The organism is Helicobacter pylori, assembly GCF_006439795.1.
In the GTDB taxonomy this organism is placed as follows: domain Bacteria; phylum Campylobacterota; class Campylobacteria; order Campylobacterales; family Helicobacteraceae; genus Helicobacter; species Helicobacter pylori_CR.
In genome coordinates this window covers 14,870-27,424 of record NZ_VEYL01000001.1, presented here as the reverse complement: position 1 = coordinate 27,424, position 12,555 = coordinate 14,870, and the positions used below count along the sequence as shown (strand labels likewise).

Below are 12,555 nucleotides of genomic sequence, written 5' to 3'. Positions count from 1 at the left end.
AGAAAAAATATATTATTATTTCTTTATAAGTAATACTTAACCATGTTAAGCTAATATAATATAAAGTGGTTATCAAAAAATAAAGGGAAAAGACTGAATGCTGAAAAGAATTATATTATTAGGGGCTTTGGGTGTTTTAGCGAGCGCTGAAGAGAGTGCGGCTTTTGTGGGAGTCAATTACCAGGTGAGCATGATACAAAATCAGACTAAAATGGTGAATGACAACGGCTTGCAAAAGCCTTTGATAAAGTTCCCGCCTTACGCAGGAGCGGGTTTTGAAGTGGGCTATAAGCAATTTTTTGGCAAGAAAAAATGGTTTGGCATGCGTTATTATGGGTTTTTTGACTACGCGCACAACCGCTTTGGCGTGATGAAAAAGGGTATCCCGGTGGGCGAGAGCGGGTTTATTTACAATAGTTTTAGTTTTGGAGAGACGACTTTAACAGAAAGGGATTCCTATCAAGGGCAATATTATGTCAATCTATTCACTTATGGCGTGGGGTTAGATACGCTGTGGAATTTTGTGAATAAAGAAAACATGGTTTTTGGTTTTGTGGTAGGAATCCAATTAGCCGGGGATAGTTGGGCAACAAGCATCAGTAAAGAGATCGCTAATTATGTAAAACACCACAGCAATTCCAGTTACAGCCCGGCTAATTTCCAGTTTTTATGGAAATTTGGGATCCGCACCCATATCGCTAAACACAATAGCTTGGAATTAGGGATTAAAGTGCCTACGATCACGCACCGGCTTTTCTCCATCACCAACGAAAAGGGATACACCTTACAGGCTGATGTGCGTAGAGTTTATGCGTTTCAAATCAGTTACTTGAGGGATTTTTAACCCCTTTTTAGATACAATCACACCTAAACTATCCTTTAAAGGTGTGAAATGGCAGATTTAGAGAATTTAGACTGGAAAAATTTAGGCTTTAGCTACATTAAAACGGATTTTCGCTTCATCGCCACTTATAAAAACGGCTCTTGGTCGCAAGGCGAATTGGTTAGCGAAAATGTGTTACAACTCAGCGAAGGCTCGCCGGTCTTACACTACGGGCAGGCTTGTTTTGAAGGCTTGAAGGCTTACCGCTCTCAAAAGGGGAAGACCTTACTCTTTCGCCCTTTAGAAAACGCCAAACGCTTGCAAACTTCATGCGAAAGACTGCTCATGCCCAAAGTGAGCGAAGAGCTGTTTTTAAGGGCATGCGCTGAAGTGGTGAAAGCGAATCAAAAATGGCTCGCTCCTTATAAAAGCGGGGCGAGTTTGTATTTGCGCCCTTTTGTCATAGGCGTAGGGGATAATTTGGGGGTGAAGCCGGCCAGCGAATACCTTTTTATCGTGTTTTGTGTGCCTGTGGGGGCGTATTTTAAGGGGGGTATAGAAAAAGGATGGGCTAGGTTTATCACTACGGCGTTTGATAGGGCCGCGCCTAAAGGCACCGGTGGGGTGAAAGTGGGGGGGAATTATGCTGCAAGCCTGTTAGCCCACAAAATAGCCACAGAGCAAGGCTATGATGATTGCATTTATTTAGACCCTACCACGCACACTAAAATTGAAGAAGTGGGGGCGGCGAATTTTTTTGGCATCACGCATGATAATGCCTTTATCACCCCGCATTCGCCAAGCATTCTGCCAAGCATTACAAAAAAAAGCTTGATGGTTTTGGCTAAAGAATATTTGAACCTCAAAGTAGAAGAGAGGGAAATCCTAATGGATGAGTTGGGCGCGTTCAAAGAAGCTGGAGCGTGTGGGACAGCTGCGATCATTACGCCCATTAAAGAAATCGTGCACAATAACAAGTCTTATTTTTTTGAAGCACCGGGCAATACCACTAAACAACTCTATGATTTGCTTTTATCCATCCAACAAGGCGAACAAGAAGCCCCCAAAGATTGGATTTTTGAAGTTTGCTAAAAGGTTAAAATTTATAGCTGTATGCCGCATAAAATAAGGGCGAAGTCTCAAAGCGTCTAGAGCTAGAAAGCAATCTGGCGGTGGGTAAGATTTTAAACCCTAATTCAATGCGGTGTCTTAAAAAAAGCGTGAGCATGACCCCCCCATTAATCGCTAAGCCCCCTGAAACCACCGAATGTTTAAAAAACTTGAAATTTTGCTTGTCCGTATAAACGACTAAAGCCCCCCTAGCTCCCCCAAACGCCCCCAAATAATGCTTATAACTCCCTAAAGGGAATTCCATAATCACATCCAAACCCACCGCAAGCATGGTAAAAAAAGAGTTGGTAGGATCTTTATGGCTTTGGTAATTCACTTTTCCTGACCCAAGATCCCATGCAAAAACCCCCCTGATCCCAATATATTTTTTAAAAAAACTTTGCACGCCGGTTTTTAAATTGAGCGTGGCGATCCAATCTTTCATTTCCTTGCCTTGATAGTCTTTAATGGCTTCTACAGCACCAAACCCTCCTAAAAAATACCACCCGCTTTTTTTGCGTGTGAGCTTTTGGCGGTTAATGATGCTTCTATAGAGTTTTTCATGGGCTTCTTGGTAATTTTTTTTGGGGGTTTTATCGTGCAGAATAGGCATGGCTTCAAGGGGCGGAATAACAAATCCCCCCATTAAGAAAACGCCAAAAAAAATGATTTTTTTAAACATTTTAAAAATAATTAATCCTTTATTAAACGGAATGCTGTTTAACTTTTTGGTTTATCATTGTGTTAAAATAATCGTTTTAACAAACAAAATTTTGTTAATAGATTTTACCTAATCTAAGAGAGAATATATTTTAATGAAGACAGAGAAACAAAAATTTTTAGAGATGCGTAAAGATGGGGCGAACTCTGTGCTGATTTTAAGAGGGGATTGGGATTTTAAAACGAGCGTGTTCCGTTTAGATGAGTTGAAAAAAAATTTATTAGATCATCAAGGGCCTTTAAAAATGGATTTTTCAGGATGCCAAAAAATGGATTTTGTTTTTGGCATGTTTTTATTTGATTTAATTAAGGAGCGTTCTTTAAACATTGAATTGTGCAACGTGAGCGAGAATAACGCATGCGCTTTGAAAGTGGTTAAAGACTGGCTTGAAAAAGAAGAGGATTTAGAGTCTGAAAAAGCGGGCAAAAAATACGAACTCATGATCACTAAATTGGGCAAGAGTATCGTAGAGACTTACAACACCTTTTTAAACGCGTTCAATTTTTGCGGCATGATTTTATTTTACTTCATTAAAAGCGTTTTCAACCCCAAACGCTTTTGTATCACCCCTTTGCTCTATCACATCAATGAATCCGGGTTTAAGGTTTTACCAGTGAGTATTTTAACGGTGTTTATCGTAGGGTTTGCCGTTGCTTTACAAGGGGCTTTACAATTACAAGACTTGGGCGCGCCTTTAATGTCGGTTGAAATGACGGCTAAACTCGCTTTAAGAGAAATCGGCCCTTTTATTTTAACCCTTGTGGTGGCCGGGAGGAGCGCGAGCAGTTTTACCGCGCAAATTGGGGTGATGAAGATCACTGAAGAATTAGACGCGATGAAAACCATGGGCTTTAACCCTTTTGAATTTTTAGTATTACCTAGGGTGTTAGCCTTAGTGATTGTTTTGCCTTTATTGGTGTTTATTGCCGATGCGTTCGCCATTCTTGGGGGCATGTTTGCGATTAAATACCAATTGGATTTAGGCTTCCCGAGTTATATAGACAGACTGCATGATACAGTGGGTTGGAATCATTTTTTGGTAGGGATTGTCAAAGCCCCTTTTTGGGGGTTTGCGATTGCGATGGTAGGGTGCATGCGCGGGTTTGAAGTCAAGGGGGATACTGAGAGCATTGGGCGCTTGACCACCATTAGCGTCGTGAACGCTTTGTTTTGGATCATTTTCTTAGACGCTATTTTTTCTATTATCTTTTCTAAGTTGAATATATGATGAACGCTATCAACAATCAAGTCTTAATTGAAGTGAAGGATCTCCATAGCGCTTTTGGGAGCACCATTATCCATAGGGGCGTGAGTTTTAGCGTGCATAAGGGCGAAGTGATGGCGATTTTAGGGGGTTCAGGGAGCGGTAAAAGCACGCTTTTAAGGTGCATGATCTTACTCAATCGCCCTACAAAAGGGGAAGTGTTGCTTTTTGGGGAAGATATATGGAAACTCAAAGAAAGAGAGCAGCAAAAGATTTTTAACCGCTGTGGGATTTGCTTCCAGTTTGGGGCGTTGTATAGCTCTTTAACCGTTTTAGAAAATGTGGGTGTCATGCTAGAGCAATACGGCGCTTATTCTAAAAAAATTGTTGAAGAAATTTCTAAAATGTGGATTGAAAGAGTGGGTTTGCCCCCTAGGGCTTACCACCTTTACCCCTATGAATTGAGCGGGGGGATGAAAAAGCGCGTGGGTATAGCTAGGGCTATGGCGACTAACCCAGAGATCTTATTTTTAGATGAGCCAACAAGCGGGCTAGATCCTTATAGCGCGGGCAAATTTGACGAACTGATTATGACGCTCAAAGAGAGCTTACAGCTTACGGTGGTGATGATTACGCATGATTTAGACTCCGTGCATGATTGCGTGGATCGATTTATCATGCTCAAAGACGGGCTATTAGAATTTAATGGGGATTTAAAAGATTTTATTAAAAAGGCTCAAACTCAAGGGCTAGATGAAGGCAATTTATTCAATTCAACACGAGGAGAGAAATTTTGGAAAGGCATGTGAATTACACTTTAATCGGCGGGCTCTTCTTTTTATGCTTGGTTTGCATGGTGGGTTTTATTTTATGGCTAGGCCATTTGGGATTAGATGACGGAAAATATTATGAATATGTGGTCTATACGGACAAAGACTTGGGAGGCATTGCGACCAACTCGCCCATAAATTACAAAGGGATTCAAGTGGGGAATGTCATTAAGGTGGGTTTTGCAAAGGATAGAGTGGGGGTGGTCCGTTTGGATTTGATGATCAAATCCAGCGTTAAGATCCGTAAAGATTCCAAAGTGGCGGTTTCTTCTAGAGGGTTTATGGGGTTAAAATTTTTAGCCTTAGAGCAAAGCCACAATGAAGAATTTTATGGTAGCGGCGATAAAGGGGAGCGGATTTTAATCTTTAAAGAAGGGCTTATGGATCGCTTGAGCGGTGATGCTAATCAAGTGGTGCAAGAAGTGATGAAAGCGATTAGGAATGTGAATAGGATTTTAGACGATGAAAATGTGGAAAAATTCAAGCACATTCTCGCTTCAGTAGATGATCTCATCGCTAACTTGGATTCAAGAAAGACTCAATTTGATTCTTTGATTAACAACGCTAACAACCTTGTCTCTAATGTCAATAATGTGGCTTTAGATGTGGATAAACGCGTCAAACAGGGGCAATACGACTTTAAAGCGATGTTCACTCCTTTAATCATGCAAGCGCAGTTGAGCCTAAGAAACATTGATAATTTTGTGGAAAAAGGCTCTGCCTTGATAGATAAATTTGACGCTAACCCCTATAAAACGATTTTTGGAGAAAGGAAATAATCATGAGAGCTACGGCGATAAAAATCTTTTCACTCTCATCAGCATTCGCCCTATTGCTTCAGGGTTGCTTGAGCATTAATTTAAAACAAATGCTGCCAGAGATCAGAACTTATGATTTGAATGCGAGTTCTTTTGAAATCATGCAATGCCCTAAACCTTTGACTGAAGTAAGGCTCATTAGCATTTTGAGCGCGGATTTATTCAACACTAAAGAGATCGTGTTTAAAGCCAAAGACGGGCAGATCACGCATGGGAAGCACCAAAAATGGATAGACTTGCCTCGCAACATGCTAAAAACCATGTTCATGCAAGAAGCGCAAAAAGCATGCTTAGGCGTGGCTTTGCCCCCTTATGGCGCGGGTGCGCCCACTTATGCGGTTCGTTTTACGATTTTGTCGTTTTCTCTTTTAGAAAAAGAAAATTCTACTTACAGGGCGGAATTCGCGCTAGGCTATGACATTAGCGTGAAAGACGATTCGCATTCTGGAGTGATCATTAAGCATGAAAATATTTCTAGCTTGGAAAATAAAACGACCAAAACGAGTAAAAATGGCAATCAAGATTTTCAAGAAAGCGCGATACAATCCCTCCAACATGTCAGCACGCAAGCGATGCAAGAAGCGGTTTCTTTGATTAAAAAAGCCATTGAAGTGCAAAGCGTAAGCCCGTTAAAAAAATAAAAAATAAGGAGAATTGTTTGAATTTACGATTGGCTGGAGCAAGCGTTTTAACGGCTTGTGTCTTTTCGGGGTGTTTTTTTTTAAAAATGTTTGATAAAAAGCTTTCTAGTAACGATTGGCATATCCAAAAAGTGGAAATGAACCATCAAGTCTATGACATTGAAACCATGCTCGCTGATAGCGCTTTTAGAGAGCATGAAGAAGAGCAAGATTCCTCTCTAAATACCGCTTTGCCTGAAGATAAAACAGCGATTGAGGCCAAAGAGCAAGAGCAAAAAGAAAAAAGAAAACACTGGTATGAGCTTTTTAAAAAGAAGCCAAAGCCCAAAAGCTCTATGGGAGAGTTTGTGTTTGATCAAAAAGAAAATCGTATTTATGGGAAAGGCTATTGCAACCGGTATTTTGCCAGCTATGTATGGCAGGGCGATAGGCACATTGGGATTGAAGATAGCGGGATTTCAAGAAAAGTGTGTAAAGATGAGCATTTAATGGCGTTTGAATTGGAATTTATGGAGAATTTTAAGGGTAATTTTACGGTAACTAAGGGCAAGGACACGCTCATTTTAGACAACCAAAAAATGAAAATTTATTTGAAAACGCCATGAGTGGGTTGTTGGTTTCAAACAATCTAAAACCACTAAATTAGGGGTTAAAAAGAAATTTTTAAGTGCGTTTTAAGAGGTTGTCGCTTGCTTTTGGCTTTTTGATTGTTGATTGTAAAAAAGGCTTTGAGCGTTTTTGGATTTAGCGCTAAAAGCCCTCCTAAAAGGACTTTTTGAAATCAAAAAGAGGGTTTAGGGGTTTTGTCTGTTATTATAGGGAGTTCTGGATAGAGTATTTTAGTTTTTTTACCCTTTAAGGCTCCAAAGAAGGTTTCAATTTTTTTCGCTTCTTCATCGCTGATTTCAATGCCTAACTGGATAGAGCCCATTTCTTTAATCGCATCCTTGACATCCCAAAATTGCCCGTTATGGAAATAAGGCATCGTTTCGGTGATATTCCTTAAAGTAGGCACTTTCACAAGCCCGTTTTTATCGCCTTTGAAATCGCCCACGTTAGCGAATTTATAAGGTTTGACCACCCCAAAAGGCTGCATCGTTCCCCCAAGATTAATGCCGTTATGGCAAGCCACACAGCCTTTAGAAATGAATAAATCTAGCCCTTCTTTTTCGGCTCTACTGAGCGCTTTAGGATTGCCTCTTAAAAAATCATCATAACGGCTTGGGGTGATAAGCGTGGCTTCAAACATAGCGATACTATCTGCGATCAATTTAAAATCAATTTTGACTTTAGTGCCATAAGCTTTTCTAAAGAGTTTGACATAGCCTGGCATGGAATTGATTTTTTCTACCACCACTTTTGGATCAGCCCCCATTTCAAAAGAAGACTGGATGGGCCCTTGCGCTTGTTCGTTTAAATGCGTAACCCTCCCATCCCAAAACTGCACATCGTTAAACACAGAGTTATACACCGTTGGGGAGCTTAAAAGGTGGGGGTTTTTCTTCCATTGAGAACCTACAGCGCTTGGGATTAAATCCACTCCGCCTAAGCCCAGATTATGGCATGTGTTGCAAGACACGAGATAGGAAGTGGAAATCCTAGGGTCAAAGTAGAGCATTTTGCCTAATTCCACTTGAGCGGGGGTCATAATTTCGCTGTTTTTGGTGCCAATACCCACATCTTTAGTTTTTTTAATCTGGTATTCTTTGAGTGCTTTGCCCATAGGCATAGGCTCTAATTGGCTTTCCCTCGCTTTTTTGATCAAATCCATATCGCTTAAAGCATGAACGCAAGAAAAAGCCAAGCAAACGCCCAATAAAATGGATTTCTTCATGATGAACTCCTAAAATGGCATTAAAAATAATAAAAACTTTCTTATTATAACCACCATTTTAAAATAATTTACCACTAAATGAACCGATAAAGAGTTTTTTAAAGAGCGATAGGTATAATGGCGTTAAATCCAAATAGGGGTTAGACAATGAAAGAGAATAAAGCTTTTACGCATTTGCACTTGCACACAGAATATTCGCTTTTGGACGGAGCGAACAAGATTAAAATCTTAGCCAAACGCATTAAAGAATTGGGCATGAAAAGCGTGAGCGTAACTGACCATGGGAACATGTTTGGAGCGATTGATTTTTATACGAGCATGAAAAAAGAAGGCATTAAGCCTATTATCGGCATGGAAGCGTATATCCATAATGACGACAACCTTTCTAGCAAAGAAACCAAGCAGCGCTTCCATTTGTGCTTATTCGCTAAAAACCAAGAGGGCTATGAAAATTTGATGTTCTTAAGCTCTATGGCGTATTTAGAAGGGTTTTATTATTTCCCGCGCATCAATAAAAAGCTTTTAAGGGAGCATTCTAAAGGCATTATCGCTTCTAGCGCATGCTTGCAAGGGGAAGTCAATTACCATTTGAATACTAATAATGAGAGAAACCGCAAGTATGGGGCTAAAGGCTATGATGAAGCCAAAAAAATCGCTTGCGAATACCAAGAGATTTTTGAAGACGACTTTTATTTGGAAATCATGCGCCATGGCATTTTAGATCAGCGATTCATTGATGAGCAAGTCATTAAAATGTCTTTAGAAACAGGGTTAAAAATCATTGCCACCAACGACATCCACTACACCATGCCTAATGACGCCAAAGCTCAAGAAGTGGCGATGTGCGTAGCGATGGGTAAAACCCTAAACGATAAGGGGCGCTTGAAACACTCCGTGCATGAGTTTTACATCAAGTCCCCTGAAGAAATGGCAAAGCTCTTTGCAGATATTCCAGAAGCTTTAGAAAACACCCAAGAAATCGCTGATAAATGCGTTTTAGAGATTGATTTAAAAGGCGACAAAAAGAACCCCCCAACCCCTCCAAGCTTCAAATTCACTAAAGCTTACGCTCAAAATGAGGGGCTGAATTTTGAAGATGACGCTTCTTATTTTGCCTATAAGGCTAGAGAGGGCTTGAAAGAGCGATTAGTTTTAGTGCCTAAAGAAAAGCATGATCAATACAAAGAACGCTTAGAAAAAGAAATTGAAGTCATTACGAACATGAAATTCCCAGGGTATATGCTGATTGTGTGGGATTTTATCCGTTACGCTAAAGAAATGGGTATTCCTGTAGGGCCTGGTAGGGGGAGCGCGGCCGGGAGTTTGGTGGCTTTTGCTTTAAAAATCACGGATATTGACCCCTTGAAATACGATTTGCTCTTTGAAAGGTTTTTAAACCCTGAAAGAGTCAGCATGCCTGATATTGATACGGATTTTTGCCAGCGCCGGCGTAAGGAAATCATAGAATACATGATTGAAAAATACGGCAAATACAATGTGGCTCAAGTCATCACTTTTAATAAGATGTTGGCTAAAGGCGTGATCAGAGATGTCGCAAGGGTTTTGGACATGCCTTATAAAGAAGCCGATGATTTTGCCAAACTCATACCCAACCGCTTAGGCATCACGCTTAAGGGCTATGAAAAAAATGGCGAGTTCATAGAGGGGGCGTGGGAATTAGAGCCTAAAATCAAGGAATTAGTAGAGAGTAATGAATTAGCCAAACAAGTGTGGGAGTATTCGCTCAATTTAGAGAATTTGAATCGTAACGCAGGCGTGCATGCCGCAGCCTTAGTGGTGGATAGCCAAAAAGAGTTGTGGCACAAAACCCCTTTATTTGCCTCTGAAAAAACCGGCGGTATCGTTACGCAATATTCCATGAAGTATTTAGAGCCGGTGGATTTGATTAAGTTTGACTTTTTGGGGCTTAAAACCTTGACCGTGATTGATGATGCGCTTAAAATCATTAAAACGCAGCACAAAATTAGCGTGGATTTTTTATCGTTGGATATGGACGATCCGAAAGTGTATAAAACGATCCAAAGCGGGGATACGGTGGGGATATTCCAGATTGAATCCGGGATGTTTCAAGGGCTTAACAAACGCTTAAGGCCTTCAAGCTTTGAAGACATTATCGCCATTATCGCGCTAGGCAGACCAGGACCCATGGAATCAGGCATGGTAGATGACTTTGTGAACAGAAAGCATGGCATTGAGCCTATCGCTTATGCGTTTAAGGAATTAGAGCCGATTTTAAAGCCCACTTACGGCACGATTGTCTATCAAGAGCAAGTGATGCAAATCGTGCAAACTATTGGCGGTTTTAGTTTGGGCGAAGCGGATTTGATCCGTCGTGCTATGGGGAAAAAAGACGCTCAAATCATGGCAGACAATAAGGCTAAGTTTGTAGAAGGCGCTAAAAATTTAGGGCATGATGGCCAAAAAGCGGCTAATTTGTGGGATTTGATCGTTAAATTTGCCGGCTATGGTTTCAACAAATCGCATTCGGCCGCTTATGCGATGATCACTTTCCAAACGGCGTATTTAAAGACTTATTACAAGCATGAGTTCATGGCAGCGATGCTCACTAGCGAATCCAATAAGATTGAATCCGTGGCACGCTATATTGATGAGGTCAGGGCTTTAGAAATTGAAGTGATGCCCCCGCACATTAATTCTTCTATGCAAGATTTCAGCGTGGCGGAGTTTAAAAATCAAAAGGGCGAGCTAGAAAAGAAAATCGTGTTTGGTTTAGGAGCGATTAAAGGGGTTGGGGGTGAGCCGATTAAAAACATTATTGAAGAAAGGGCTAAAGGGGATTATAAGAGTTTAGAAGATTTTATTTCACGGGTGGATTTTTCTAAACTCACTAAAAAATCTTTAGAGCCATTGGTGAAATCAGGGAGCTTGGATAATTTAGGCTACACTAGAAAAACCATGCTCGCTAACTTGGATCTGATCTGTGATGCTGGGCGCGCTAAAGACAAGGCTAATGAAATGATGCAAGGGGGTAACTCCCTTTTTGGAGCCATGGAAGGCGGGACAAAAGAGCAGGTTATTTTAGACATGATTGATTTGGGTGAACATGACGCTAAAACGCTTTTAGAATGCGAATACGAGACTTTAGGCATCCATGTTTCAGGCAATCCCTTAGACGAGTTTAAAGAAGAAATTAAGGGCTTTAAAAATTTAGTCAAAAGCATTGATATTGAAGAGTTAGAAATCGGCTCGCAAGCTTATTTGCTGGGTAAAATCATGGAAGTTAAAAAGAAAATTGGCAAACGAAGCGGTAAGCCTTATGGCACAGCGGATATTTTGGACAGATACGGCAAGTTTGAGCTCATGCTGTTTGAAAAGCAATTGAACGCTTTAGAAGAGTTGGATATTAATAAGCCTTTGGTGTTTAAATGCAAGATTGAAGAGCAAGAAGAAGTGGCGCGATTAAGGCTTTTTGAGATCTTGGATTTAGAGAGCGCTAGAGAGGTTAAAATCCCTAAAGCCCACTATAAAGACCCTGACAAGCAAAAAGAAGATGTGCGCGAAATCCCCCCCATGGAAATACTCGCTTCTAATTCTTGCTCTTTAGCGATCGTGTTAGAAAACGATGTGAAAAAAGGGTTTTTAAGACAAATTAAAGAGAGCGCTCTAAAACACCAGGGTAAACGCCCCTTGTATTTGATCATTAAAGATAAGGATAAGCAATTCAAAATCCAAAGCGATCTAATGGTAAATGAAAAGATTAAGGACGATTTTAAAGGGTTAGAGTGGAGGGATTTAGCTTGAGGATCAACCAGTTTTTAGCCCATTACACCAAGCATTCAAGAAGAGAGGCTGAAAAATTGGTTTTAGAGGGGCGGGTGAAAATCAACCATGAGCATGCCAAACTCGCTAGCGTGGTTAAAGAAAACGACAAGGTGTTTTTAGACAAACGACTCATCAAGCCCTTAAAAAACAAAAAATTCAGCGTGCTGGTCTATCACAAGCCAAAGGGCGAACTAGTGAGTAAGGCCGATCCCTTAAAACGGTGCGTGATTTATGAAAGCTTGGAGAAAAAATACGCCCATTTTGTGTCGGTGGGGCGTTTGGATTTTGCGAGCGAAGGGGTGCTACTCTTAAGCGATAGTAAGGCGGTGGTGAGCGCTTTAATGCATGCGAATTTAGAAAAAGAATATCTTGTTAAAATTCAAGGTTTTGTTACAAGAGAGATGGAAAACGCCATGCAAGAGGGCTTGAAATTAGAAAACGCCACTAAAGGAGCACACCAAAAAACCCCCATTAAAAGCATGGAATTTGCCCCCTTTATTGGTTATGAAATCATCAAAAACCATGCCAAATACTCTAAACTGAGAGTCATTATTAATGAGGGGAAAAACAGAGAGCTAAGGCGTTTTTTTGCGTTTTTTAACGCTGGAGTGTTGGATTTAAGGCGCGTTCGTTATGGTTTTGTGAATTTGAATGCCTTGCCGGTAGGGAAAATGCGTTTTCTAAACCGCCAAGAATACAACGAGTTGCATGCGTTTATGGCTAATAGGGCTAATGTTAAAGAGGATTAGCGTTTGTTGTGCTATACTTCG

Annotated in this window: 11 protein-coding genes; 9 read left to right on the top strand and 2 right to left on the bottom strand. The window is 40.7% G+C overall.

The features are described 5' to 3' along the window. The first annotated feature begins 97 nt into the window (after window positions 1-97). Window positions 98-844 (top strand): outer membrane protein, encoded by a 747-nt coding sequence (locus FIM66_RS00150; protein WP_140477872.1) that lies wholly within the window; start codon window positions 98-100, stop codon window positions 842-844. Window positions 845-892: 48 nt separating this feature from the next. After that, window positions 893-1,915, top strand: a complete 1,023-nt coding sequence (ilvE, locus tag FIM66_RS00145) for a branched-chain-amino-acid transaminase (RefSeq protein WP_140547835.1) — start codon at window positions 893-895, stop codon at window positions 1,913-1,915. Between the two features lie 4 nt (window positions 1,916-1,919). Here ilvE and FIM66_RS00140 read toward each other — a convergent pair whose 3' ends face one another. Further along, window positions 1,920-2,615: an outer membrane protein gene (locus FIM66_RS00140; RefSeq protein WP_121104299.1), complete on the bottom strand. Its 696-nt coding sequence runs from the start codon at window positions 2,613-2,615 to the stop codon at window positions 1,920-1,922. Between the two features lie 133 nt (window positions 2,616-2,748). Here FIM66_RS00140 and FIM66_RS00135 point away from each other — a divergent pair, with 133 nt between their 5' ends. The 5 genes from FIM66_RS00135 to FIM66_RS00115 are packed head-to-tail and all read left to right on the top strand — an operon-like array spanning window position 2,749 to window position 6,752. Further along, window positions 2,749-3,882: an ABC transporter permease gene (locus FIM66_RS00135; protein ID WP_140477866.1), complete on the top strand. Its 1,134-nt coding sequence runs from the start codon at window positions 2,749-2,751 to the stop codon at window positions 3,880-3,882. Beyond that, window positions 3,882-4,667 carry an ABC transporter ATP-binding protein gene (locus FIM66_RS00130; RefSeq protein WP_000991537.1) on the top strand — a complete coding sequence of 262 codons (786 nt, stop codon included), beginning with the start codon at window positions 3,882-3,884 and terminating at the stop codon, window positions 4,665-4,667. Before FIM66_RS00135 ends, FIM66_RS00130 begins: the two co-directional genes overlap by 1 nt. Continuing rightward, entirely contained in the window at window positions 4,652-5,467 is an 816-nt protein-coding gene (locus tag FIM66_RS00125) for an MlaD family protein (protein WP_121294203.1), read from the top strand. The genes FIM66_RS00130 and FIM66_RS00125 overlap by 16 nt, the downstream gene beginning before the upstream one ends. A 2-nt stretch (window positions 5,468-5,469) precedes the next feature. Next, window positions 5,470-6,147 carry a hypothetical protein gene (locus tag FIM66_RS00120; protein ID WP_140547836.1) on the top strand — a complete coding sequence of 226 codons (678 nt, stop codon included), beginning with the start codon at window positions 5,470-5,472 and terminating at the stop codon, window positions 6,145-6,147. 17 nt (window positions 6,148-6,164) lie between these two features. Next, window positions 6,165-6,752, top strand: a complete 588-nt coding sequence (locus FIM66_RS00115; RefSeq protein WP_001053525.1) for an META domain-containing protein — start codon at window positions 6,165-6,167, stop codon at window positions 6,750-6,752. Between the two features lie 176 nt (window positions 6,753-6,928). On the opposite strand, the gene FIM66_RS00110 is transcribed toward FIM66_RS00115, so the two are convergent. Beyond that, window positions 6,929-7,981 (bottom strand): cytochrome-c peroxidase, encoded by a 1,053-nt coding sequence (locus FIM66_RS00110; protein ID WP_140547837.1) that lies wholly within the window; start codon window positions 7,979-7,981, stop codon window positions 6,929-6,931. 147 nt (window positions 7,982-8,128) lie between these two features. Here FIM66_RS00110 and dnaE point away from each other — a divergent pair, with 147 nt between their 5' ends. Together dnaE and FIM66_RS00100 are read left to right on the top strand one after the other, a co-directional pair. Next, window positions 8,129-11,764 (top strand): DNA polymerase III subunit alpha, encoded by a 3,636-nt coding sequence (dnaE, locus tag FIM66_RS00105; RefSeq protein ID WP_140599759.1) that lies wholly within the window; start codon window positions 8,129-8,131, stop codon window positions 11,762-11,764. Further along, window positions 11,746-12,534 carry a pseudouridine synthase gene (locus tag FIM66_RS00100; RefSeq protein WP_140547839.1) on the top strand — a complete coding sequence of 263 codons (789 nt, stop codon included), beginning with the start codon at window positions 11,746-11,748 and terminating at the stop codon, window positions 12,532-12,534. The genes dnaE and FIM66_RS00100 overlap by 19 nt, the downstream gene beginning before the upstream one ends. The last annotated feature ends 21 nt before the right edge of the window (window positions 12,535-12,555 follow it).

Bases quoted from the DNA above. Each gene is read 5' to 3' on its own strand.
- FIM66_RS00150 (WP_140477872.1), top strand. From the start codon at position 98: ATGCTGAAAAGAATTATATTATTAGGGGCTTTGGGTGTTTTAGCGAGC.
- ilvE (WP_140547835.1), top strand. From the start codon at position 893: ATGGCAGATTTAGAGAATTTAGACTGGAAAAATTTAGGCTTTAGCTAC.
- FIM66_RS00140 (WP_121104299.1), bottom strand. From the start codon at position 2,615: ATGTTTAAAAAAATCATTTTTTTTGGCGTTTTCTTAATGGGGGGATTT.
- FIM66_RS00135 (WP_140477866.1), top strand. From the start codon at position 2,749: ATGAAGACAGAGAAACAAAAATTTTTAGAGATGCGTAAAGATGGGGCG.
- FIM66_RS00130 (WP_000991537.1), top strand. From the start codon at position 3,882: ATGAACGCTATCAACAATCAAGTCTTAATTGAAGTGAAGGATCTCCAT.
- FIM66_RS00120 (WP_140547836.1), top strand. From the start codon at position 5,470: ATGAGAGCTACGGCGATAAAAATCTTTTCACTCTCATCAGCATTCGCC.
- FIM66_RS00110 (WP_140547837.1), bottom strand. From the start codon at position 7,981: ATGAAGAAATCCATTTTATTGGGCGTTTGCTTGGCTTTTTCTTGCGTT.
- dnaE (WP_140599759.1), top strand. From the start codon at position 8,129: ATGAAAGAGAATAAAGCTTTTACGCATTTGCACTTGCACACAGAATAT.